The organism is Symbiopectobacterium purcellii, assembly GCF_019797845.1.
Lineage (GTDB): Bacteria > Pseudomonadota > Gammaproteobacteria > Enterobacterales > Enterobacteriaceae > Symbiopectobacterium > Symbiopectobacterium purcellii.
Genome location: NZ_CP081864.1, coordinates 942,407 through 966,744 on the forward strand (window position 1 = coordinate 942,407; position 24,338 = coordinate 966,744).

Consider the following 24,338-nt stretch of genomic DNA (forward strand, 5'->3'; position numbering starts at 1 on the left):
ACTAATAGTGAGTACATAAAACGACCTTAACGTACAATAATTTTCGATATCCAAACTGACCCCAGCTTACACCCTGTCGCCAGCGTCTTCCCTGAGCCGCCAGGTGCAGCCGCCCAGGCCGTCGCTGCCCCAGGATTCGCTGACGCACAGCGCGTTCTGAACCTCCAGAAACATCACCGCTGTGAGGACGATTTCATCAGGGATTAATCCCCCATAGTGGCGGACCAGTACCCGGCCCTCTGTGCGCCCGTTGCCCAGGGGGTGACCGCGGTGGTAACTGCGGATGCAGTTATCCGGGTGCGCCCTGAGCACCTGCAGAATAGCCTCTCTTTTCATCGCTGTATCCTCCGTCAGCACTCCCTGCCTTTACAACCCCTTTCAGGTGCCACCTTTTATGCCGCTTTGCGGCATAGCAACATTCCTCTTTAGGTACTATCTTTCGTGACCGGCAGGATGCTGATGCCCCGCAGGTTGGCCCTGTTGTTGCGCTGTATCCCCCCTGTCACGGGCCGCATATCCGGCAGGCGCGTCAGCAATACTTCCAGGGCGACCTCCATCTCGGCCAGCGCAAGGCGGTATCCCATGCAGTGGTGTATACCGCCGCCGAAGGACAGACTGCGTCCCTCCCGGCGCCGGATATTCAGGATTTCCGGTGAGGAAAACACCGCCGGATCATGATTGGCCGCCCCCAGGCTGAGAAACAGGCTGGTTCCGCGCGGGATAACATGGTCCGCCACCTCGATCTCGTCGAGAGCCGTACGGTACAGCATCTGGACGGAACTGTCGTAGCGGATGCACTCGGTTATGGCGGCGGGTATCAGGCTGTGGTCCTGCCTGAGACGTTCAAGCTCAATGGGGTTTTCATACAGGGCTAACACGGTGTTGCACAGCATGTTAGAGGTGGTCTCGTGGCCGGCAATAAACAGCAGGATGACGTTGGCGATGATTTCATCGTGCTGCAGCCTGTCACCGTCAGTGCCACCTCGAAGAAAAAGCGACACCAGGTCACTGGCCTCACTTCCGCGCCGGGACACGATGAGTGCGCTGAAGTACTCTTCCAGTTCTGTAAATGCCACCCCGGCCTTCAGCAGGTCTTCCTGCGTTATCTGCGGGTCGAAGACCCTGACCAGTGCTGAGGCCGAATGGCCAAGTCTGGCCGCATCAGATTCCGGTACGTTCAGCATGCGACAGATAATACGCACAGGAAGGGGAAACGCAAATTCCCGGGCCAGGTCGCATGAGTACCGGCCAGCCAGGGAGTCAGCCAGGTCGTTTGCCACGGCGAGTACCATCTCCCTTAGCGACTGAATCTCTTTTGCGCCGAAGGACTTCATGACCAGCCCCCTCAGCCGGGTGTGCTCAGGCGGATTCAGGACGAGAAACATCCTGTTCATTCCCCGAAATACCGGCATCCCTGCAGCATCGGCACCAAAACGCAGCCGGACACTGTCCATATAGTTTTTGCCGGCTCGTCTGTCATTCAGCAGGGCCTCCACGACGGCGTGGCTTCCGCTGATAATGACATTATCACCACCCCGTATGAGCGGCCCCTGCTCATGGAGTTTTCTATAAAGAAGAAAGGGATTTTCAGAATAGTCTGGATTCATTAACTCATGAAGCTGCATGCCTTACCTCCGTTTTTAGGTTCGGCTCGTTGAAGTGGGACCCCCTGTTCTTTTCGTCCATAAATTAACCTGTTCTTGATGTTGGATTGAACATATCAAAATCAGGCAATTACACAATCTTATTTACAGGGTCGCCTTTTGCAATTAAGAATTCATCCAGATCACGTCCGCGGCCAGCGCTTCTTCAATGGGTTTCGGTTTTCGCCCTTTGCCCGTCCAGGTTTTAGTCACGCCATCTTCTACAAACTGGTATTTGGGCACAGCTTTAGGGGAGGCGCTGCGCTTTTTGCTTTTTCCTTGTCCTCCAGACTGCCCCAGGAGTTCTTCCGGGGTGAACCCTTCTCCGGCAATCAGTTGCAGCAAATCCAGACGTTTCTGCTTACGTTCGGCGCGTTCTTTTACTTCACGTTCGGTATCTTCCCGGCGTTCCTCAATAACTGCGCCCAGTTTTTCGTACATATCGAGCAGTAAATCAAATTCTGTTTCGCGCGCGAACACGCGAAGCGATCTGATATTGCTCAATGTGCGGCGGATTTCATTGTTAGTGGCGGTCTCGCTCATTCATCATTTCCTTTTGGTTATCTGGCGTATTTCCACACGCCAGTCTTTTTTGTTTTTTTCATCACAGCCTATTTACGGGGTGGAAAGCCGAGTTTGCCGGTTTTCTTGTTCTCCAGAACTAAAGCCGTGTCGAATTTTTTACCGGCTTTGCTGGTAAAACCTTTAATAACACCGGTTATGCCTTTTTTCAGCAACGTTTCAGCCTGGTTAATGGTCAATGTTTTGCCAATAAACTCTTTCCATATTTTAAAGTCGCACCCGGTGCAGGCAAACAGCTTAGGACGTACCACAATGGATTTGCCGCAATGAGGGCAGGGCGCTTCCAGTCGTTCTGACTGTCCAGCCGGGCTTTTGGTTTCCCCTTTGATTTCGCCCACGGTAACATTTTGCACCTGTTGCCGCAATTGGCCGAGCAGATCTTCGACAAAGGCATCTACACTTTTATTTCCTTCTTCGATTTCCGTCTGCTGTTCTGACCACAGCGCGGTCATATCGGGCAATGTGGCACTCTCTGGCAGGGCTTTAAAAAAGGCAACAGCGGTTTCGGTTGGAACGAGTCTGCCTTTGTCCAGGGTGATGTACTGGCGGGTTTTCAACTTTTCCAGCATGTCGGAGCGGGTCGCCGGTGTGCCGATGCCACCGTGTTCATCCTTCTTGTCTTTGTCTTTGGCCTTGAGTAACGCCTTGATACGCGGATCTTCGACAAAATCAGCCACACGTACCAGGGCGGCCAGCAGGGTTGCTTCGGTGAACAACGGCGGCGGGGTCGTTTTCTTCTCATTCACAGTGACCGTGTCACAACTTCCGGCTGTCCCTGTACGCAGTGCCCTGAGCGCGTCAAAGCTGCTTTCTGGCGCATCATCTGAGGGTTCTTCGGCGTCCTCACCGCGCAGGAACGCGGTAAAGCCTGCATCGGTCGTCTGACGGGCACGACTGCTGAACGTCTCCCCGTCCACCGATACCACCACAGACGCCTCCTGGTAGCGTTTGTTTGCCATGAACTGTACCAGGTAATGTTGGGCTATAGCCTCGTAGACCTGGCGCTCTGGTTCGCTGAGTGCTGTTAAATCAGGCACACTGGCGGTCGGGATGATCGCCGTATGCGCCGTGACCTTACTGCTATCGAATGCTTTGCTCTTGCGGCTTGGGTCGATTTGCAGATCTGCAAATTTAACCATCCCCTTGAGCGCGGCCAGAACCTGCGGTGCCTCACTGAACTGCTCGTCTGACAGGTAAGAGCAATCAGAGCGGTTATAAGTAATCGCCTTGTATTTCTCGCGTAACTGCTGCGTGATTTCCAGCGTCTTTGCCGCTGTCATTTTGTGCTGGCGGTTCATGTATTGCTGCAATTTCACCAGGTTAAACGGTAACGGAGGGGCAGTCTCCTTCTCCTGCACGCCTGCGGCCTCTATGCTGGCCGTCTTGCCTTTTAAATGTTGTGCCAGGGTATCGGCATAGCCTTTGCTGGTGAGGCGTTTCTTGTCATCCTGCGGCGAATCTTCGTTGACCTTCCAGTTGGCGGCGAATCGTTGACCGTTCACAGAAAAATCACCCGTCAGGATGTAGTAAAAACTCGACGTGTGCGACTGATTAGCCAGATAACGCCGGACAATTAACCCCAGGATCGGCGTCTGCACCCGGCCAACTGACAATGTACCGTCATAGCCCTGCGCCCGGCCTGCAATGGTGTAAGCACGGGTCATGCTCAACCCGTAAATCATATCACCGGCTGCCCGTGCCAGCGCCTTACGATAAATGCCCTGGAAATCACGGTTATCTTTAAGCTGCGCCAGCGATTTTTTGACTGCCGTATCGGTGTTGTCATTAATCAGCAGGCGTTTAACAGGTTTGCTATTCCCCGCGTACTCCAGCAGTTCTTCAACCAGCAGTTGCCCTTCATCGTCCGGGTCGCCCGCATGAACTATCACATCGGCTTTTTTAATCAGAGCGAGAACGATTTGTGTATGCGCGGCATTACTGGAGATAGGTTCGTAACGCAGCGGGTAAAGTTGAAGCGGCAAATCCGCCGCCACCCATTTTTTGTAGTCTGGGTTATAGGCCTCCGGCTCGACGGATTTCAACAAATGCCCGTAGCACCACGTCACCAGATCTTCACCTGCTTCAAGGCTTTGTTGAATAAATCAGAACTTGTGACTACAGCTCCCCTAGCAGATCGATTGTTATGCGATCCGGATGCTGTTCGGCATGCCTAACAGCGTCATTTTGTTAAGCGCTTTGACCATCGCCATTGCCTCACCTACCTGCGCATCATAGTCACGTAGACTTAGATGATCGCCCAGAAGCGTTTTGAACCGGAATATCGCTGTTTCAGCCACTGAGCGTCTATGATAGCCCACTTTCTTTTTCCAGACATCGTTACTGCCGCTTAGACGCTGATCCGCAACCGCGTGATTACGCTCATGGTATCGGTCTGGCCAATATTGCGCACCACGTCGTGGAGGAATAAGAGGCTTTATCCTCTTCCTCAGCAGCACATCATGACAGTAGCGGGTATCGTAAGCGCCGTCAGCCGACGCTTCCCTGATTTTCCGGTGGGTCTGGTTTATCAGGCCCGGTAGAGCCTGAGCATCAGTCGTGCCGCTGAGTGACAAATCAGCACAGATAATTTCATGCGTCACACTGTCTGTGGCCAGATGCAGCTTACGCCACACCCGCCGTCTTTCTGCACCATGCTGCCGGACTTTCCATTCGCCTTCGCCAAAGACCTTCAGGCCGGTTGCGTCAATGACCAGATGGGAGATTTCACCACGGGTCGGCGTTTTTATGCTGATTTTAACGGTCTTTGCTCGCTTGCTGAGCAGCGAGTAGTCTGGGCATCTTAGCGGCAGCCCCATCAGTTTAAAAATGGAGTCAACGAAGCCCTGTAAAGCCCTTAGCGAAAGGCCAAACACGCGTTTCATCATCAGAACAGTGGTGATAGCCATATCTGAGTAGTGACGCGGCCGGCCACGCCGTTCAGGCGTTGTTTTCTCCGTCCATGCAGAAACGGACGACTCATCCAGCCATATTGTCAGAGACCCGCGCAGCTTGAGAGCTTTGTTGTACGTAGACCAGTTGGTGATTTTAAATTTTTGCTTTGCCATGGGGTGCAGATGTTGAAATGACGGTAGTGATCTGAGCAGATGCTCACCTAAAAGTTCTATTTATTCAACAAAGCCCTGCTTCAATATAGCCATTTTTCTTCTGGATGTTTCCGCCCAGTGCGTTTGCAATATCATTTGCAACGGACGGTTTTTCTGCGATAAAGAGTCTCATCTTAATCCTTAAATCAGTTCTGATGCATTAACTTCATGATGGACGATTAGCTTCAGGCTGCTAATCACCTTAAAAATATATCCGTTTTATTTAAGTAGATGTAATCTCAGTACAATTGGGGCATCATCAATAACTCCTTTACCAGCCATACGGATAAGCAGGGAACGTCAACCAGCTTTCAAGCAGATATTCGGTTTCTTTGTTCCAGTAAAAATAAAACCCCCTGGAGTTGAAATGGACGGAATAACCGTTAATTTCACCAATTTTTTCTGCTTTGTTGAATAAAGGGTTAACATAAAAATCATCTTCGAAGGAATCTGTTAGATTTGATTTAACATACTCCTGACGATTGAGTTTTATGATGTTGTCGCGTTCACTGTCAAAGTCTATACATTCCCCGGTTTTTATATCAAAACCACAACTAACTGTACTTCCCGTTAATGCTCTGCTTTTAAAATAATTCCATGTATTATCATCCACTGTATCAACATGCTTCTGGATAATATCAATAAAACTTGCCTTGATAGTCTCTTTCCCGTCATAGTTCATCTTTTCAGGGAAACTGATAAGAAACTCAGCCGTTTCCCCCTTACCATGATTGAATAAAGGCTTTAGCATTTCCTCGTTTTCAAATTCCGTCTTAAATGTTGCAACATCACGAACGAAACATGACATGTAGTAATAGCTGTCAGTCTGGAATAGTCCTTGTAAGTCTTCACCATGAAGCAAAGCAAACTGGCATATGCGATCATATAAATCCATTACCTTTTGATAATTTTCATTAGGGACAGTTATCTCTACCTCAGCCGCGCTTTCACTCATAACTGGAGTAACATAAACATCCGAACTGATAATCACCTGCCCTACACATACTCGATTGTTGAAACGTTCTTTATCAGATTCTGTCATCATTGTGTTATTTCTTCTGAATTTAGCCGTGAAGCCGCCGCAAACTTACTTTGTGGCGGCTGAGGGAATGGACAAGCTGGCCCCATGCAGGCACGAGATTACCAGCCGCCTGCGAAGCCAACGCCCATTGCCGAATTGTCGGATGAGTCCCATGAAACATTAAGACGAATATTCGTATTCAGTGAGGTTTTAAACTGTACTCCTGCCGCAATCGCATTGCCGTTTTGATAGTTTCCTGCTCCAATACCGTATGAAAAACGGTTTTCGGCAACGTAAGGAATTGATGCAATAGCCGTCACACCTGCAATTCCGGCATTCAGTCTTTTCTCTGCACTATTAATGCGTTTGTTCAGTTCATAAAAATTATGGTTGAAATTATTCTGTACCTGACCGATTTGCGTGTCGGTGTAGATTTTTGACTGCTGGTATTTCATATCCGTGTAGGGGTAATGGGAGCGAAGCTGCAATATGACGACATTTGTGGTATACAGGAGTGAAATCACCAGCATCTTCTGATAGTTACAGATATCGGAGTACATATGGATAACTGGCAGGATAAAACTGAATGGAAAGATTTCTGGTTGTTGACTCCTGAGCAAGTTCCCCTGTTGTCTGGTATGACCGATAAGGGCCGTCTCGGATTTGCCATTCAGTTGAAGTTTATGGAGATGTACGGACGATTTCCTTCGTCAGGCAAGGATGTCAGCATGGATGTTATTCAGTATCTTGCTCAACAGCTCGGTCTTTCTGGTGATCTTTTTTCTTCATATGAACCACTGGATCGGCAGGGGTTGCGGCATCGCCAGACGATCCGAAAGTTACTCGGCTATCGCCCTTCTGCTGACAGTGATCTCCGGCAGCTTTTCGACTGGTTGTGCGCTGAGGTTTTACCCCTGGATCCGAAAGCACACCACGCACGGGAAGCTGCTTTTGACTGGTTTCGCGAGCAACGCACAGAGCCTCCTGCAAAAGCACATCTTGAGCGGGTTATTCGTTCGGCAACATACCATTATGAAGAGACTCTTTTAAGCTCTATTTACAACAGACTCACCGACAACCATAAATCTGTAATCAAGAAATTATTACCCGACAAGAAAAAAGAAACAGATGATGACTCTGATAATAAAGAAAATATATTCAGCATAATAAAAAAGGAGCCGGGAAAACCCAGCCTCGATAATATTCTCTTTGTTATTTCACAACTCACAGCCCTTGATGAACTGGGGCTGAATGCTGATTTGGTCCGGGGCATACCACCCAAATTTATTGAAATATATCGTCAGCGCTGCGCTGCCGAATCCGTCAGGGAAATCCGGCGCCACCCGGTCAGTATTCGTTATCCCATGATTATCATGTACTGCTGGCGACGTCGGCAACAGCTGACCGATGCCCTGACTGAAATGCTGATGCAGTTGATCCACAACCTCGGAACGCGGGCTGAAAAGAAAGTGGATAAAAAACAGTTTGCGGCTTTTAAAAAAGTCAGAGGAAAAGCAAAATTGCTCTTCCGGATGGCTGAAGCAACAGCGGATCAACCTGATGGTGTCATCAAAGAGGTGGTTTATCCCGTTGTTGCACAGCGAACGCTGCAACGTCTTGTGGAAGAGTTTAATACGCTGGGAAGCGATCCTGAACTTGAAGTCCATGAGTCTATCCGGGCATCTTATGGTGCTCATTATCGCCGGATGCTGCTCCCCGTGCTGGATCAGCTTGATTTCCAGTCCGGTAATCACCTGTACCGTCCCGTGATTGACGCTATTAATATTATCAAAGTGCACCGGCATAGTAACCAGCATTATTATGCTGCAGACGATGTGCCTGTTGATGGTGTGATCCAAAAAAAATGGCGCAATATTATTATGGAAACCGGTAAACAGGGCGAAGAGCGAATTAACCGGATTAATTATGAAATATGCGTCCTGCGGGCGCTAAGAAACAGCCTTAGAAATAAAGAAATATGGGTAAATGGAGCCGATCGTTACCGCAATCCGGAGGAGGATTTACCGGCTGATTATTCTGATAACCGGGAGCATTATTATACGCTCCTGGGTGCACCTGTTGACGGAGAAGTGTTTATTGCCCAACTTAAAAAGACCCTGCGGCAGTGGCTGGAAACGCTGAATTACGGGCTTCCTCTGAATCAGAAGGTCAGTATCCGGCCGCAGGGGAAAAAACGGATACGCCTGAGCCCGTTGCCACCGCAGGAAGATCCGCCGAATACGCTGTCGCTGAAGCGTGAAATTGGACGTCGCTGGACCGATCTCGAGCTTATTGACATGCTGAAGGAGGTTGACCTGCGGGAAAATTTTTCGTCATTATTCAGAAAGTCAGGCAGCCGTGAGGTGATTGATCCGGAGACGCTGCAGCACCGGCTACTGTTGTGTCTGTTCGGGTTGGGAACTAACGTCGGCCTGAAGCGTATCGCCAGCCAGCAGCCGGGCGTCAGTTATGAAGAGTTACGACATATCAAACGGAAATTTATCCAGAAAGATACTCTGCGATCGGCCATCGCGCAGATTGTGAACGGGATATTCCGGATAAAACAGCCGACCATCTGGGGTAATGCCACCACGTCCTGTGCTGCTGACTCCAGAAAGTTCAGCGCGTATGATCAGAATCTGATGACGGAATGGCATGCCCGGTATGGTGGGCGCGGCATTATGATTTACTGGCACGTGGATACCAACTCCACCTGCATTTATTCTCAACTGCGCCGATGCTCCTCATCAGAGGTGGCCGCCATGATGGAAGGCGTTCTGCGGCACTGCACGGATATGGAGATCAACCATCAGTATGTGGACAGTCACGGCCAGAGTGAAGTCGCTTTTGCCTTCAGCTATGTGTTGGGGTTTGATTTACTGCCCCGGCTGAAAAATATTGCCCGGCAAAAGCTCAGTATCTGCGAAGCTGGTGATGCTGCATTATATCCGGATTTGTCCCCCGTGCTGGGCAAGGAAATTAACTGGGAGCTGATCCGGCAGCAGTATGATGAAATTATCAAATACACGGCAGCCCTGAGAACCGGAACCGCAGAGCCGGAGGCCATATTAAGACGATTTACCCGCAATAATGCGCAACACCCGACATATAAAGCCCTGGCAGAATTGGGACGGGCTGTAAAAACCATTTTCCTTGCCGCTATTTAAACGACGAGGGGTTACGGTGTGAAATCAATGCCGGGCTGAACGTTGTTGAAAACTGGAACAGCGCCAATGATTTTATTTTTTACGGCGAGCATGGTGAATTCACCTCCAACAGGCCAGAGGAACAGGAAATTTCCATGCTGGCGCTGCACCTGCTGCAGATCAGTCTGGTTTACGTCAACACACTCCTGATTCAGGAGGTACTGTCGGAACCGGCCTGGCGAAGCAAAATGACAGAAGCTGACTGGAGGGGGCTGAGTCCACTGATATACAACCATGTCAATCCGTATGGTCGTATCGAACTGGACATGAGCAGTCGGCTGAAAGTGGCAGCATAAGAGTGACCATAACCGGTCGGTTTCGTACACCCCTTGCAGAGGATGTACGAAAGTAAGTGTAATTTTTTTCGTACATGTATTATGATTCGGACATCCATTACGTACAGAAATTTTCACTATGTCACGAGTTTTTGCCTACTGCCGGGTCTCCACTCTCGAGCAGACCACCGAAAATCAGCGACGGGAAATTGAAGCAGCCGGTTTTACCGTTAAATCCCAGCGCCTGATTGAGGAACAAATCAGCGGTTCGGTCGCCGCCAGCGAACGGCCCGGTTTTGCCAGGCTACTTGATCGTATGGAAAATGGCGATGTACTGATTGTCACCAAACTTGACCGTCTGGGACGCAATGCGATGGACGTAAGAAAGACAGTGGAACTGCTGGCAAAGTCAGACATTCGGGTTCATTGCCTGGCGCTGGGCGGTGTGGATCTCACCAGCCCCGCAGGGAAAATGACCATGCAGGTCATCTCGGCAGTGGCCGAGTTCGAACGTGATTTGCTTCTTGAGCGCACTCATTCTGGTATTGCCAGGGCAAAGGCAGCAGGGAAACGCTTCGGGCGTCCACCTGCATTGAATGAGGAACAACAGCAGGCGGTGATCATCCGTCTGAAAGCCGGAGACAGCATCAGTGCTGTTGCCCGTCAGTTCAGTACGACGCGGCAAACTATTCACAGAATAAAGGCTGCAAATTCATCCTGTTAATCCGGAGATTTTATAACCTTAAGGGGCAATACGCCCCGGTGTTTCATACAGCCAGCCCCAGGAGGAGCTTCATGGCATCGTTAACAAAAAAACAAACCGCACAGCTTTCAGATATGAGCCATGACGTGCTGGTTAATATTATTCATGACCTGATACAGGATAATAAGCAGGCCAGGACCACACTGGTGAATGGGTATCTGTTATCAGCAGCAGAGGTACTCAAAGCCGTCGAGAAGGAGTATGCCCGACGTGCCAGAAGCAAACGTTTTTATGATTACTATGATGCCGATGCCTTTTTTGACGAACTGACACGCAGTATAGCGAACCCTCTTGTGGGTATCGCCCACGCGCTCCCCGAGCAGGCAGAAAGTCTGAGCGTAAAAATGATGCTTGAGTTCGAAAAATTCACCGGGAACGTGGACACCTCCAGCGGAAGCTGGATGGGTTACTACACCATTCTGTTGGATGCGTGGATGAAATCACTGGAAGCACAAAAAAACAAAGATCCCGCATCCATTGCTAAAAAAATATTCACCGTTGTAGAAAGAGAATTCTATTTCGGCATTGAAATATTTAAAAAATACCGAACATTACTTGGCACTGATATTTTACGTGTAATCCGTGATATGTATTATCAAAAAAAACTCCCCCGGGAAGCTCTTGGTCTCAGTATAATAATAAAAGACCTCGATTTTCTGACGATGGCGTTTAAAAACGATGAATTTTGCCATTCCACCCATTATTTTGATTATGTCAGATTACTTATGGAAGAACTGCGATCCGATGATGCACTCGCTGTATTAAACAGCCAGCGAGCTGACGATGATGAGATCGCAGATAATATCATATGGAATGAACTATTCATTCAGGCTCTGATCGAAGAAGGGAGAAAAGAGGAAGCCAAAGCCCACTGTATTACAGCATTCACTTTTCAATGCAATACCCGTTTTTATAACCTGTACACAAAAGCCGCTGAAAAAGATATCGATCACAGCCCTGTATTCCTGAAAATAGCAAAAGATACAGGGGTAGCACCATATGTCTGTTTTGCATCAGATATTGAACGGTATGACTTAATCGACGCCTGCATTATGGGCACACCAAAAAACAACCTCACTGACTCTCTGGCTTATATCACCCATTCATATTTACGGACATTATCCAGTACTCTGTATAAACATGGCTATGCGCATACGGCGACCCTTTTGCGCCGATTTTTGGTCGAGGACAACATTCAGCAATCAAAAAGCAAGTATTACAGCTATGCCGCCTCAGACATGAAAAAAGCCATCGATTACGGCGAAGGTCTGGAAGATTGCCCTCAGCTTCCGGAAACAGAGGACTACCTCAGAACGCTCTACGAACAACATAAACGTAAAACCGCACTCTGGCCGCTGATGACAGATAAAATCAAAGGATTATCGGTAGGAAAAGACGGCCTGCGCTACAGCGGAGATGCCTCATGACATCACAGGAACTGTATGACCACGCGGTGTCACTGCTTGCAAGGCGGGATTACGCATCCGGTGAGTTGGCACGGGCTCTGAGTAAGATGACGGAAAACAAAGAGAATATCGACAAGGCGTTGTCGAGGCTGGTTGAGTGTGGTTATCTGGATGATCACCGCCTGATAAAACACCTGATTGATAAACATGTTCGAAAAAAGCATGGCCCGGCCAGAATCAAACAGGAGATCAGGCAAAAAGGTTTTTCTCAGGAGTTGGTCGGGCAGATGCTGGAGAAAGTGGATGTGGACTGGTATGCAATGGCAAAGGACCTGAAAGTCAGTAAATTTGGTGATGTGGTGGTATCAGATGCTAAAGAAAAAAATAAACAGATTCGCTACCTCCAGTACAAGGGGTTTTCGATGGACATGATATTTGAGGCGTTAAGCTGATCATGGTTGTCAGAGACCATCCAAGACAAATGTCGTCATATTGTAGCTTCGCTCCCATTACCCCTTTTCGTACGGTTGGGCTTCAGACCCTTTTTAATGGCATTCAGAAATGATGCAGGGCTGGGTTGCTTCCCCTGTCCTGCAAGATTGATTTGCTGTGTTGAGGTACTTCTATGACTGGAAAACTACCCAAACCTTTGCCCCATCGTACTCGTTGCCACCTTCAGTGATAAATACATTCCCAGTGGCATCAACAACGATAGCTCCTGGTCTTTCGTGTTGTGCATCGCGTAAGCAATTTTTCCATCCGTAAACTTTTCCATTCCAGATCAGCACTATTCCCAACTGTGCATGTTCCTCGTTTGCTTTGCGCCATGCCTGTGCGATATCAACATATTTAATACTTTATAAATCCTATTTATGTACATAATATGTATTAATTAAGTATTTAATTAGTGCGATTTATGATTTGTTAAACGCACCATCTTTCGCTAGCTTTTCCCTAAATGCTTCCAGAATATATCCCGTCATGAGAAGTGAGGTAGTATTGTTACTCTTCAGTACTTCGTAGGCATCCCATAAGTCTTCAGGGATTTGGAGGTTTTTAGCCTTACGCGCTGGTTTTGCCTTTTTAACCGATTCAACCGGACTAACTTCCCGGTCAGTAGCTGTAACGTCTTCTGTTTTTGTCGCTGCGCTTTCCTGAAGCGGGGCATTTTTTGCCACGTTAGAAAGGCGAGAAAGCATATCTTTTTTAGCACTCATAAAATACCTTATTGATACTAAATATGTACATTATAAATACATTATATGTATTTATTTTTGTTGGTCCAGAACTTTGCGTATATCAAGGAATAGAGAGCGGAATGCTATCCCGGCCTTACTGTGACGTGAGGATAAATGCTCAACAACTCCTATACCTTCACCGAATTTTTCTGGTACGAGGTTATCGCGTGGGATCGGGGTATCGAGGCGCTTTAGGTTGTCGAACTGCGCTAAGTGAGCATCTATCGCTTTAAAATTTGTGCGTGAAGGGTGAGTTTTGTACATCACCAGATGTGCGGTAATTTTCGTCCCCATTTCGCGAGAAATCTCATTAAGCGCATCGCTAAACAGCTGGACACCCAATAAGTCTGAGGGGTCATCGTGGAAAGGTGAAAGGATAAGATCAGCAATAGCAACCGCAGTACGAGTGATTGCCGAGTCAAATCCACCGCAGTCCACCAAGACAGTTTTTCCTTCCTCTTTAGCTGTCAGCAGGTCCTCTGCAAATTTTTCTGCACTATCCACGCCACTCTTGAGCCTAATTACGTGCCATTGTGTCTCTACTGGTCTGAATCCGTTGAAGGTAGATACAGCCGGGGTCTGGTCGGTGTCGTAGAAGTTATCCGGTTTTACCTCTGGAGCTATGTTAATGCTTAGGGCTGATTTACCAACGCCACCTTTGGGTATTGCAACGGCAATGATTTTTCCAGAGTACGGATTGTGTTCAATTTTCTCGCTTATTTTAAAACCACGTTGGGTAATGTTTGCCACATCCTTAATAACACCTCGAGTGCCAGTGAGCTGTGGGCATTCAATACCAACCAGTCGGATATGATTATCCGCGATGAACTTTATAAACGCTTCGGGACGGACCGTTCTCGTAAATATCTTGCCAAAAGATTTCCATCAGGAACCACGGAACGATACCAAGAAAAAATCAGAAAGAAAGGGCTTAATGCAGAGGGGCAGACCGTCGCCTCTTATGTTATTGAGGAAATTTCCGCAAAAATTACGGAGGTATTAGACAATGAGAATTCGTAAAAAAATACTGGCCGTGATCATGTTCTGTGGCGTTGCCACCGGAACCTGGGCGGCAATGCCGGTCACTGATGGCACACTGATTACCGTGGTTAAAGTCGGCTTTAATGCGATCGCAACACAGATCGCATCATTTCAGTTGCAGATGGTGAACTACCTGACACAAATAGGATCAGCGATTAATCAAAATGGCAGTAAAGTGTCGACCACTATCGAGGCCGCCGCCAAAGCAGAACGAGAGTTCAGCACAGAAAAAAGCCGGCAGGAGAAAATTCAAGAAGCCAAGGCAAAATACCAAGTTGCCAACAGTATATGCAGTGAATCAGCCTCTGGTGGCGCTGTTTCCGTATCCTCCGGGAGCGCATCTGCAAAAAGCGCATTGCGTCCGGGTGGTACGGCTATCGCCAGTAAAGTGCTTAACGCAGCCGTCAATAAACCCAGTTTATCCTCGTCTGATGATGCCGCTCGGGCAGCGAATATCCATGCAGGTTATTGTGACAGCTTCGACTATGAAGCATTTGGCGGTTCTCAGGCTTGTTTATCGGTAAATTCTGCGATGCCTGGCGCAGATAAACGCATCGACTCTATTTTGTCTGGTGCTGGCAAAGAGGGTAAAGCCCCCGATCTCACTTTCACACAAGAGCAAACGGACGTTGCACGTATGTATGTGCAGAATTCTGTCCGGCGCTCCGTGAGCAAAGACTTAACCAAAGCAGAAGCCAACAGTAACGCTGGGGTACAGTACATTGGCATGAAAACACAGATGAATGCCTCCCTAAGCGCCGCGGCCGATGCACAAGAACGCGTTTTATCAGAACGGCAACCCCTGGATATCACGAAACAACTGCTCACAGAAGCCTTGCTCTCACCCAGCGCGAAAACCTATTTCGACGCTACCGCGTCTGATGTGGCCAAAAGCACTGGGAAAATGTCAAAGGCGGAATTTTTGCAATTCGAAGTGGGGCGTCGTTATTCAAATACTGAATATCAGAAAGATCTACAAGCGATGGATACCGCTAACTTAGCCAGGGAACAAATCAATGTGGCATCCCTGACCAACTGGTTGCTTCTCGAACTCCGTAATGAAATTCAAGTGGGCAACATCATCGCGGGTCAACATCTTGCTTCCAGGGTGCGTGCTGAATATGAGCCGTTACTGAATGAGCAATTCCAGGCGATCGGCGCACGCGCCGGAGGAGAGTAAGCGTGAACATAAAAAAATTCGGCAAGGTGGTGTCGGCCCCGGTATGGATTCCCTTGCTACCCGTCATTTTCACTTTCAAACGCCTATATCGAACGCATAACAACCAACGCGAATTTATTGCCCAACAATGGGCAGATATTCGGGAAAAGCTAAATGCAAAGAAAGCGGATTCAATCTCAGAGCCACTGTCTTTTGAAGAGGCCGTGCGTCTCGCTGAAGCCAATGCAGCGGCGCGTGGCGAATGTTACTCGCTAGAAGAAACCCTGTCTTTCTTCTGCATGAAAAAACGCATGATCTTGGTATTGGTGTATATGACCTTCGTCACCGGTCTTATCACCATGCTCTCGGCATCCATCCTTTACGGCTTCATGATGATTATTACCTCTTGTGTCATGACGCTGTTTGCTGTGCCCGCGCAGTTCCGCATCTGGCAGATTAAAACGCGACGCTTAAGCAGAGAAGAAAGGGGCGGATTTGACGACTTCAAGCGCGAAACTCGGTGGTTCCTCGATACGTTAAAGTTGACTAACAGTCCAACCGTAGGAAAAACGCTGCTGACCGCGCTGCTGGCTATTACGCTGGCCACGCCGTTTATCTCTCACGCTCAGTCGCTTGAAGATATTACCTCCGCCGCTGACCGGGGAACGGATTTAAGCCGGCAAGCGATGGTGTCACTGTTTGGCCAAATTGTGAATGACCCGCTGAACGGTATCACTGAAGATGGCGGCGAAACGCATGTTGCTCAAATATTGAAAATATTTAGCACTACCTTACTGATCGTCGGAACGGCAGTTGGGGGATATCTGATCACACAAAAGACGGCGCAAACGGCCCATGATGGGGTGTTTTTGGATCGGGAACGTGGCTCATTCTGGATGCCAATACGCGTCCTGGCCGCATTTTCAATGTTAACCCCATGGCCGAACGGCTGGACCCTGAGTGCGCTACTGATGCTGTATGCCGCATCGAAAGTCGGGGTCGGTGGAGCAAACTATGCAACGGATCGCACGGTTGACGCTTTTATGGTGGGTCAATCTTTCGTACTCCAGCCCGTCGCCCCCTCTACCCAATCCCTCGCCCGGTCACTGTTTGAAAGCAATCTCTGCATGTTTGGTATCAACACCAGCTTAGACCAACAAGCCAGCAGCGGTGGAATTGTTTTTCCTGACGACTACGTGAATCAGTCTCCGTTAGAAAATGGCTTTATACTGAAATCCAAAAGCTATACCTGCGGCGGTGCCACTATCGCCATTGAAAAAGAATCCTCTGTTCTCTCAACACTCGGTATCGTTGCAGAGGTTGACGTTTCCGCAATAAAAGATGCCCACGTCGAAGGTCTCAACGAGATGCAACGCACGTTGCGCAGCGGTGCTCAACAATTTGTTGAAGAAGTCATGAACCGACAACAGGAGGAAAATGCCCCCCTGGTAAACGCTGAAGCCATCGTACAAAACGCCAGCCAAGTCTATGAAAACCGTGTCACTGCGGCTATTCGGTCCTCAAATGTCAACAGCCAGTTACAGAACCTGACAAGCCAAGTCGCTGACACGATAAAGTCAGAAGGGTGGTTTTCCCTTGGCAGTTGGTACCAGACCCTTGCCGTGGCCAACAATCGAATTGGAAACTCAGCGGCCGCGAAGGGGTCCGCTTTCGGACAATCAATGGGACAAATACCGGTGACTACAGACGCTTATAAACTGGTCATGAGTGCGTACCAGGCACAGAAATCGGTGACAGACAATACCAGCGCAGGGGTTCTAACGGCCAAATCGTCATTTGAAACCAATGAAATAAAAGATCCCAGTAGTTTCTTTGGATATGTATTTAGTGCGATGGGGCAGGACATAACACGCCAACTCATCAGCATGTCAGAGAATGACTCCAATATGGTCAACCCTATCATTGCCATGAAAAACCTGGGCGACAGGTTGATCGTAGGTGCGGAAATCGGGTTTGTCACCTATGGGGCCGCAAAGGCTATCTCTTCAGGACTTAATGAGTCTCTGCTTGGCTGGGTCTCTAATAAGTTTGTTGGCGCCTCAGCCGCCATCAAAGCCATCGTAGATTTTTCCGGTCCCTACGTCACCATATTACTGGTGATGTTAATTGGTTCAGGAATTACCTTATCAATATATATACCGCTGATGCCTTATATTATATGGGTATCCGCTTGTGTAAATTACTTAATCATTATAGGAGAGGGGATTTTCGCATCTGCTCTGTGGGCCTTCTCTCACCTACTGGGAACCGGTGACGGCATGGGGCAAAAAACAGCACACGGTTATATTTTTCTGTTAAACCTGATGTTTAGACCTATTCTTATGGTAGGCGGCTTTTTATTAGGTGGCGGTATCGTCATTATCGCTGGCACATTGATTACTAAATTACTGCCCTCTGCGATTGCAAACGCACAATTTGACTCAATATCAGGAATCGTTACTATCACTGGATTCATCATTATTTATTGTTCCATGTCCATTGCCATGGTCCATACCAGTTTCAGTCTTATCAATATTGTACCTGACCAAGTGATTAACTGGGTCGGTGGTCACATGGCTTCCTCTTTAGGCAGAGATACATCTGACAAAGCAAGTCATGCAACCAATATTCTTGCGAATAAAACTGAGAATACATTAAATGGCAAAAAAGGAGAAAAAGAGAAAACACCACCTAACAATTCATTGAAATAATTGAGTTGCATGGAGTAAAAAATTGATATTCCCAGCATTCCATGGTAATATATATAAAAATAGGAGGTGCGATATGGATAAGAAAAGTAAATTAACGCGTGCAACTCTAATCTTGATACTGTCATTTTTGTACCCCATTACTTTTGGGATTACCATTGGCGGTCTTTTTTTATTTGATAAGCACCCGTCAGTCGTGGCTTTTGCTGCGTTACTGATTGTTTTCTGCGTATTCATAACAAACGCGGTACGCAAAATCCAACCGACCAAAGTATTGAATTGACAAAGCGAAATGCTTCATTTAGCCTTTCGCTAGCGCTGAGCACAGTGCTACGGAATTAGCAGTCCGTGTTTCCACGAAGTCAGCTTCCAGTAATGGTGGGCTGGGTTTGGGCAACCTTTGGGTTGGCCGGTCGTGGCCGGTACTGCTAACCTGTTCCCAGTTCACCACCAGACACGGATTAGCAGCCTGCGGTGGTGTCTCTTCATTGTCTCGAGGACCACGACCCATGAGCATGTATATCGAATGTTCCCACGATCGCACGATTAACCTCGCTAATACTGTTTCCCTCTCTGCCGGTAATAACACCGCAGTTTTTGCGCTGGATGAATGCAGTATTTTATCCGGCGATGACTCATTCATTCAATGCCGCCATAACTGCACAATAACGGTGGGTGCGAACAGTAAAATTGATGCGGGTAATTACTCAACCGTACAGGCCGGTGCTGATTCCCATGTCATTGTAGGGCCAGGTTCCAACGTGACCGCCGGTGACGGTACCGAGATACGCTTTACCTGGTGGCTTGGCAATACCCTTGAAGTCACCGTTGCTCGAATTGGTCAAAACGGCATCCTTCCAGAAACGCCATACCAGATACTCGATGGACGCGTTACAGTAATCAACTGATAATAAATCCTCCCCCGGCCCCTCGGGGGATAGAAGAAGGCGCAATAACACTTACAGACGAATCACGGAGCATAAACCTTCGGGCCTAAATTATCCCTCAGATTGACTTACACCCCTCCCACACTGCCAGACCATGGGGGTTAATGTAATTACGTTATACGATTCAACCAAACCTTATAGCACGCAACCTCACCCAAGAACGCATGACGTAGTGATCTGTACTACCACTGATGCTTAGGGCAAAACGCGCATAGCAAGAGAAGGGGCGCGTTTGCCACGTTGATACGCTTTCAACCAAAGCGAAAAGAGGCTTGATGTTGGTCATGTTTCTGTTCAAATACGCTACATCGGCAGGCCACAATGCTTGGTAGGGATATTCTGTCGCCGCGCTTGCCGGCAAACAGCTTAAGTGAGGATGAATGTTAGCCAGTAAAAAACTAAAAAAATTGAATGAGGCTGCGGTGGCCGTCGCCATTGCCTGTGTGTGGTTTGTGGTCCTGAGCAAGGTTGGTGACTGGGCGTTGTTTAACATTCCACTGGGGTACAATCTGTTTGTGCAACATCTTACCGGCGTTGCCGTTCTGCTCGCCGTGATACCTGCCTATCATCGCTGGATGGCATCACTGGAATGGGGGCGGGCCTGGCAGCGAACTTCATTACTGCCAGCGGTCGCAGTTCTCGCGATATATTCACTAGAACATGTCTATGCCAAGTTTACTGGCCAGCCTCCTGAAACCTGGGTTGAAGAAGTGTTGAGTCGGCCTCCCTGGCAGCTATTATCTGTGTTTGTCACCATCCTGTTACTGGGACCAGTGAGCGAAGAAATCGTATTTCGCGGCGTACTGCTCAACCTCTTTCGCACCTCTCGGCCCTGGACATTGTGGGCTGGCATAGTGTTCATCGCGCTGCTGTTTGCTGCTGTTCACCCTCAGTACCACCATCTAAGTACGCTTATAGAATTGATGTCACTGTCTCTCGTATATGGGTGGGCACGTCTGCGCAGCGGCGGGATGGCGCTCCCAATTCTGCTTCATAGTTTTTCATCTGCGCTTGCCGTTATCTTTACCTGGTTCGGCTGAATGATGCCCATTGCGCAATATGCATTATGCTATTATAATGCCATTGCACGTTACGCAACAACTCAGGAAAAGAGCCGTGATAAAAACGTGGAAACATAAAGGATTACAACAGCTTTACCTGACAGGTAACCCAAAAGGCGTTTTAAGTGACAAGAAAGATGTAGAGCGGATACGGCAACGGCTTTATGTGATCGATAGCGCGGAAACGTTGGATGAAATCGCAGCTTTTGCGAATTACAAGCTTCATCCACTGACAGGTAACCGTAAAGGAACATACTCAATCACGGTGCGAGCAAACTGGCGGATCACGTTCGAATTTGAGGACGGCGACGCCTATATTCTAGATTTAGAGGATTATCACTGATGACTATGTTTAACCCTCCACACCCTGGTGGCATCATTGCTGAGTCACTGGAAGATTTGGCATTATCGATCAACACCGCAGCACGTGCGCTGGGTGTCGCTCCATCGACTCTTTCCCGTGTTATGCGTGGAGATACGGCTATCAGCCCTGAAATGGCCGTTAAACTTGAAGCCGCTGGGATTGGCACCGCTCGCCACTGGCTGGCGATGCAGTCCGGCTATGACCTATGGCATGCACAGCAAGATATTGATGTTAGTGCCATCAAGACATTGGTCAAAGCACAAGTTGAACCAGCGCAACATGTCTGATTGAACATGTCATGCGTAGCGGCTTTGTTGAATAAATCAGAATTAGCCGACAGGATGGCTCCCTCTGCTACACCTGTTATCCGATCCTGACGCTGTGTGGCATACCCAACAACGTCATACGGTTCAGCGCCTTGACCATCGCCATGGCTTCACCTACCTGAGCCTCATAGTCACGCAGGCTCAGATGGCCACCCCGCAAAGTTTTTATGCGGAACCTCGCTGTTTCTGCCACTGAACGCCGGTGATAACCCACTTTCTTTTTCCACATATCATTACTCCCGCTCAGACGCTGATTCGCCACCGCATGGTTACGTTCATGGTACTTGTCCGGCCAGTATTGCGCTCCGCTTCGCGGCGGGATAAGGGGCCTGATTTTCTTTCTTAGCAACGTATCGTGGCAGTAACGGGCGTCATAAGCACCGTCTGCTGACACTTCCCTAATTTTCCGGTGGGTTTGGTTCATCAGGCCCGGCAGTGCCTGCGCATCTGTCGTTCCGCTGAGCGATAAGTCGGCACAGATAATCTCATGCGTCGCACTGTCTGCGGCCAGATGAAGCTTGCGCCACACTCTTCGTCTGTCAGCCCCATGCTGCCTGACTTTCCATTCACCTTCGCCAAAGAGCTTCAGACCGGTACTGTCGATGACCAGATGCGAGATTTCACCACGCGTTGGCGTTTTTATGCTGATGTTGACGCTCTTTGCTCGTCTGCTGACCAGCGAGTAGTCCGGGCAGCACAGCGGCAAAGACATGAGTTTAAAAATCGAATCAACGAAGCCCTGTAATGCCCGGAGCGACAGGTTAAACACACGCTTCATCATCAGGACTGTGGTAACAGCCATATCGCTGTAGTAAAGCGGCCGGCCACGACCTTCAGGCGAAGAACTGTCAGTCCATGCAGCGATGGCCGACTGATCAAGCCAGACTGTCAGAGAACCGCGTTGTCTGAGTGCTTTGTTGTAGGTGGGCCAGTTGGTGATTTTAAACTTTTGCTTTGCCATGGGGACCTGATGTTGAAACGAATTTAGCGATAAGATCCGCCAATCACCTAAAAGTTCGATTTATTCAACAAAGCCATGCGTAGCGTTATTAGCATAAACGTTAAAGCGACTTTATCTTGTAAATTCATCATCAACGCATGGGATAAATCAATATGTTAGGTAATCCAGCAATTATATTTTTCTTACTTGGGGCGGCATCTTTAGGTACTTCTTTTCTTCTCGAAGACACCCAGTTAAGTCTTTATATGAGTAAAGATCCAGACCTTAAGTTTCGTAAATTTATCATCCTATCTAAACACGTTGCAAAATATACCGGTTTTGTGTTCCTCATTATCGCTGCGCTCTGCTTCAGCTACAGACAAATTTTTTCCTGATGTGAAGAACCCGGAGCGGCCATCTGCCTGTTAGACAGGTTTTGACTTTGACAGAGTTCGCCATATGTAGTAACGTTACTACATGAAGATATTGAGTTGCTGGAGAATCGAAAATGACTATCACCACACTGTCGAGCCGGGAGCTGAATCAGGATGTTACCCGAGCCAAGAAAGCCACCTGTAATGGCCCCGTGTTTATCACGGATCGTGGCAGAACGGCGCATGTTCTTCTGAGTATCGAGGAGTATCAGAGACTAACACAGCAACGCCGGAGCATCGCGGACGCGCTAGCCATGCCAGATGCGGCTGATATTGATTTTGAGCCGCCACGTATCTCGCTAGGAACGAAGCCGGCTGATTTATCATGATGTTCGTTCTCGATACCAACGTCGTGTCTGAACTGAGAAAAGCGCGAACAGGGAAGATAGATTCGAACGTATTGGCATGGGCTGAAAGCATGGATGCCGCTGATCTCTTTGTGTCTTCGATTACTATCATGGAGTTGGAACTAGGGATTCTGTCAGTTGAACGCCGGGATGCCGTGCAAGGTGCTTTACTTCGCTCCTGGTTAGAGCAGCATGTATTACCTGAGTTTTCAGGTAGAACGCTGCCCGTCGATACTGCTGTGGCATTGCGCTGCGCCCGGCTTCATGTCCCTGATAAACGCGGGGAACGTGATGCGCTTATCGCAGCAACGGCACTGGTCCATGGGATGACTGTAGTAACCCGGAATGTGGCAGATTTCGAGCCGACTGGGGTGCAGATCTTCAATCCGTGGAGATCATAAGCGTCAGAACCCATATGCCTTTGTTTTACTGCAATGTAACGTACCATAATAGCTGTTGTGATAGTATTGCGAATAACTATAAAGGATGCGATTAATATGGCAAATAGAGTCTATTCATTATTAAAAAAAAATGGTATTAAGAAATGGGAGTTTGTTTTCTCTATATCATTATTTATTATCACATTTTCCTTTGGCGTCTATTTTCTTGACTATAATCATAAAATCAATCTAGATCTTTTATTTCTATCGTTCCTTTTTGCACTAAAGGTCACAATTCCCTGTATTATTATTTTATATATTTTCCGTTATCTGAGATAAATTTAAGATGCTGCTGACGAAATCTGCATCTCAAATGCAGAATCTGAATATGACATTCCGAGTGGTCTTCTTTCTTTAATGAAGTGCAGCTCTACCGTCAGGCCGCTCCAGCGGTCTTTTTTGCGCCTGTTGTGTGTATTTCCCGCGACACCTGGACATACTGCGCATTCTGTCCGGTGATCCCTTTGCATCGCGTAAAGCCTTATGGTTCATGCCCGGAAAGGCGTTTCAGTGAATGAGTGTCGGATGCCTTTATAACCCCTGCTGTTAAGCAGAAACTGTATTCCTTCAGCCACAAAGCATCTGTTTTTACATGGACCAATCTTCACGCCCCGTAGCGGTAGCCGCCCTGTATAAGGGGTATTTGATTTGGCCTTGATCTCAATGAAGGGAATGAGTCCGTGCGTGTTCACCCGGAACTTAATAGCCTTAGACTTTATATCCTGCTGTATCACAATCCTGAACTCGCTTTCTTGCCGGAAACCCTCATGCTTGAAAAAAGGTGTCAGGCTGTTTATCAATTCCGCTGTACCCACAAATTCATGCAGCACCGAGCTTTTCTTCTTTTTAAGAAAATCCGCGTTGTTCAAAAAAGTAAGAATTTCTTCTTTTGCTTCCAGCGTTGAATCAGGCTTGGTATAAAAAACATCACCAGAAAAAAACGTCGCGTTTCCGAAATCCAGCGCCTCTAATAATTCATCTTTATCGAATTCCAAACACACACCCTGCGATGCTCCGTAGCCGCGCCACTGGCTCAGCAGGTCAGGTTCCTGGCAGAATGAAATATTATAGTTACATCTTGCCTGAAATAACCTATGTCCAGCGAGTGTATCACGAAGGATTTTAATACTTTTCTCACTCAGATCTTCCTTCAGATGTTCTAGGGTATTTTCGAATGCTTTAAGGCCATGATGCATTTCCTCTTCGTCATTGAGAAAATACAGATTGGTCGCCCACAGAGAATGATGTTCAACAATGCCATTGAGTCCGTTCAGGTCTGTATAATGATATAGTTTCATTCAGCGCTTAATCCCCGCCAGTTGTTATACCTGGA

Annotated in this window: 22 protein-coding genes and 4 pseudogenes; 15 read left to right on the forward strand and 11 right to left on the reverse strand. The window is 48.1% G+C overall.

Annotation, left to right across the window (positions count from 1 at the left end):
* Positions 1–66 precede the first annotated feature (66 nt).
* The 7 genes and pseudogenes from K6K13_RS04480 to K6K13_RS04510 form a co-directional block, all read right to left on the reverse strand.
* Positions 67–336, reverse strand: coding sequence for a hypothetical protein (locus K6K13_RS04480; protein WP_222159720.1), 270 nt, complete (start codon positions 334–336; stop codon positions 67–69).
* A gap of 89 nt (positions 337–425) precedes the next feature.
* Positions 426–1,625, reverse strand: coding sequence for a cytochrome P450 (locus tag K6K13_RS04485; protein WP_222159721.1), 1,200 nt, complete (start codon positions 1,623–1,625; stop codon positions 426–428).
* Positions 1,626–1,734: 109 nt separating this feature from the next.
* Positions 1,735–2,186 (reverse strand): annotated as a pseudogene (locus K6K13_RS04490) (H-NS family histone-like protein).
* Between the two features lie 68 nt (positions 2,187–2,254).
* A pseudogene (locus K6K13_RS04495) lies at positions 2,255–4,309 on the reverse strand (type IA DNA topoisomerase); the annotation flags it as partial.
* A gap of 57 nt (positions 4,310–4,366) precedes the next feature.
* Positions 4,367–5,290: an IS5 family transposase gene (locus tag K6K13_RS04500; protein ID WP_222157231.1), complete on the reverse strand. Its 924-nt coding sequence runs from the start codon at positions 5,288–5,290 to the stop codon at positions 4,367–4,369.
* 310 nt (positions 5,291–5,600) lie between these two features.
* Positions 5,601–6,374, reverse strand: a complete 774-nt coding sequence (locus tag K6K13_RS04505) for a hypothetical protein (protein ID WP_222159722.1) — start codon at positions 6,372–6,374, stop codon at positions 5,601–5,603.
* A gap of 95 nt (positions 6,375–6,469) precedes the next feature.
* Positions 6,470–6,712: pseudogene (locus K6K13_RS04510) on the reverse strand (YadA-like family protein); the annotation flags it as partial.
* A gap of 198 nt (positions 6,713–6,910) precedes the next feature.
* Here K6K13_RS04510 and K6K13_RS04515 point away from each other — a divergent pair.
* From K6K13_RS04515 to K6K13_RS04530, 4 genes and pseudogenes are all read left to right on the forward strand, one after another.
* Positions 6,911–9,852, forward strand: a pseudogene (locus tag K6K13_RS04515) (Tn3 family transposase).
* A 118-nt stretch (positions 9,853–9,970) separates the two neighbouring features.
* Positions 9,971–10,555: a recombinase family protein gene (locus K6K13_RS04520; protein ID WP_222159723.1), complete on the forward strand. Its 585-nt coding sequence runs from the start codon at positions 9,971–9,973 to the stop codon at positions 10,553–10,555.
* Positions 10,556–10,626: 71 nt separating this feature from the next.
* The gene (locus tag K6K13_RS04525; protein WP_222159724.1) at positions 10,627–12,021 is read left to right on the forward strand and encodes a DUF6880 family protein; all 1,395 of its coding nucleotides are present in this window, start codon (positions 10,627–10,629) and stop codon (positions 12,019–12,021) included.
* The gene (locus K6K13_RS04530; protein WP_222159725.1) at positions 12,018–12,452 is read left to right on the forward strand and encodes a regulatory protein RecX; all 435 of its coding nucleotides are present in this window, start codon (positions 12,018–12,020) and stop codon (positions 12,450–12,452) included. Before K6K13_RS04525 ends, K6K13_RS04530 begins: the two co-directional genes overlap by 4 nt.
* A 462-nt stretch (positions 12,453–12,914) precedes the next feature.
* Here the strand turns inward: K6K13_RS04530 and K6K13_RS04535 are convergent, their stop codons facing one another.
* Positions 12,915–13,217, reverse strand: a complete 303-nt coding sequence (locus K6K13_RS04535; protein WP_222159726.1) for a molecular chaperone — start codon at positions 13,215–13,217, stop codon at positions 12,915–12,917.
* Between the two features lie 51 nt (positions 13,218–13,268).
* Positions 13,269–13,988 carry a ParA family protein gene (locus K6K13_RS04540; RefSeq protein ID WP_252120420.1) on the reverse strand — a complete coding sequence of 240 codons (720 nt, stop codon included), beginning with the start codon at positions 13,986–13,988 and terminating at the stop codon, positions 13,269–13,271.
* A 60-nt stretch (positions 13,989–14,048) separates the two neighbouring features.
* On the opposite strand from K6K13_RS04540, the gene K6K13_RS04545 reads away from it, so the two are divergent.
* The 8 genes from K6K13_RS04545 to K6K13_RS04580 all read left to right on the forward strand — a co-directional run bounded on the left by K6K13_RS04545 (position 14,049) and on the right by K6K13_RS04580 (position 20,805).
* On the forward strand, positions 14,049–14,258 hold the full coding sequence (locus K6K13_RS04545) for a hypothetical protein (protein WP_222159727.1): 210 nt from the start codon (positions 14,049–14,051) through the stop codon (positions 14,256–14,258).
* On the forward strand, positions 14,245–15,459 hold the full coding sequence (gene traW, locus K6K13_RS04550) for a conjugal transfer protein TraW (RefSeq protein WP_222159728.1): 1,215 nt from the start codon (positions 14,245–14,247) through the stop codon (positions 15,457–15,459). Before K6K13_RS04545 ends, traW begins: the two co-directional genes overlap by 14 nt.
* 2 nt (positions 15,460–15,461) lie before the next feature.
* The gene (locus K6K13_RS04555; RefSeq protein WP_222159729.1) at positions 15,462–18,149 is read left to right on the forward strand and encodes a DotA/TraY family protein; all 2,688 of its coding nucleotides are present in this window, start codon (positions 15,462–15,464) and stop codon (positions 18,147–18,149) included.
* A gap of 73 nt (positions 18,150–18,222) precedes the next feature.
* Complete coding sequence (locus K6K13_RS04560) at positions 18,223–18,429, forward strand: hypothetical protein (protein WP_222159730.1); 207 nt, start codon at positions 18,223–18,225, stop codon at positions 18,427–18,429.
* A 226-nt stretch (positions 18,430–18,655) separates the two neighbouring features.
* The gene (locus tag K6K13_RS04565; RefSeq protein WP_222159731.1) at positions 18,656–19,054 is read left to right on the forward strand and encodes a hypothetical protein; all 399 of its coding nucleotides are present in this window, start codon (positions 18,656–18,658) and stop codon (positions 19,052–19,054) included.
* 419 nt (positions 19,055–19,473) lie between these two features.
* Positions 19,474–20,133: a CPBP family intramembrane glutamic endopeptidase gene (locus K6K13_RS04570; protein WP_222159732.1), complete on the forward strand. Its 660-nt coding sequence runs from the start codon at positions 19,474–19,476 to the stop codon at positions 20,131–20,133.
* Positions 20,134–20,209: 76 nt separating this feature from the next.
* The gene (locus K6K13_RS04575) at positions 20,210–20,497 is read left to right on the forward strand and encodes a type II toxin-antitoxin system RelE/ParE family toxin (RefSeq protein ID WP_222159733.1); all 288 of its coding nucleotides are present in this window, start codon (positions 20,210–20,212) and stop codon (positions 20,495–20,497) included.
* Positions 20,497–20,805, forward strand: a complete 309-nt coding sequence (locus tag K6K13_RS04580; protein ID WP_222159734.1) for a HigA family addiction module antitoxin — start codon at positions 20,497–20,499, stop codon at positions 20,803–20,805. Before K6K13_RS04575 ends, K6K13_RS04580 begins: the two co-directional genes overlap by 1 nt.
* A gap of 76 nt (positions 20,806–20,881) precedes the next feature.
* On the opposite strand, the gene K6K13_RS04585 is transcribed toward K6K13_RS04580, so the two are convergent.
* The gene (locus K6K13_RS04585) at positions 20,882–21,805 is read right to left on the reverse strand and encodes an IS5 family transposase (RefSeq protein ID WP_222159735.1); all 924 of its coding nucleotides are present in this window, start codon (positions 21,803–21,805) and stop codon (positions 20,882–20,884) included.
* 152 nt (positions 21,806–21,957) lie between these two features.
* Between K6K13_RS04585 and K6K13_RS04590 the strand changes: the two genes are divergently transcribed.
* The 3 genes from K6K13_RS04590 to K6K13_RS04600 all read left to right on the forward strand — a co-directional run bounded on the left by K6K13_RS04590 (position 21,958) and on the right by K6K13_RS04600 (position 22,966).
* Positions 21,958–22,179 (forward strand): hypothetical protein, encoded by a 222-nt coding sequence (locus tag K6K13_RS04590; protein ID WP_222159736.1) that lies wholly within the window; start codon positions 21,958–21,960, stop codon positions 22,177–22,179.
* Positions 22,180–22,292: 113 nt separating this feature from the next.
* A complete protein-coding gene (locus tag K6K13_RS04595; RefSeq protein WP_222159737.1) occupies positions 22,293–22,547 on the forward strand; it encodes a type II toxin-antitoxin system prevent-host-death family antitoxin in 255 nt (84 codons plus the stop codon).
* Positions 22,547–22,966, forward strand: a complete 420-nt coding sequence (locus K6K13_RS04600) for a type II toxin-antitoxin system VapC family toxin (protein WP_222160964.1) — start codon at positions 22,547–22,549, stop codon at positions 22,964–22,966. Before K6K13_RS04595 ends, K6K13_RS04600 begins: the two co-directional genes overlap by 1 nt.
* 527 nt (positions 22,967–23,493) lie before the next feature.
* On the opposite strand, the gene K6K13_RS04605 is transcribed toward K6K13_RS04600, so the two are convergent.
* The gene (locus tag K6K13_RS04605) at positions 23,494–24,303 is read right to left on the reverse strand and encodes a DUF2971 domain-containing protein (RefSeq protein WP_222159738.1); all 810 of its coding nucleotides are present in this window, start codon (positions 24,301–24,303) and stop codon (positions 23,494–23,496) included.
* Between the last annotated feature and the right edge of the window lie 35 nt (positions 24,304–24,338).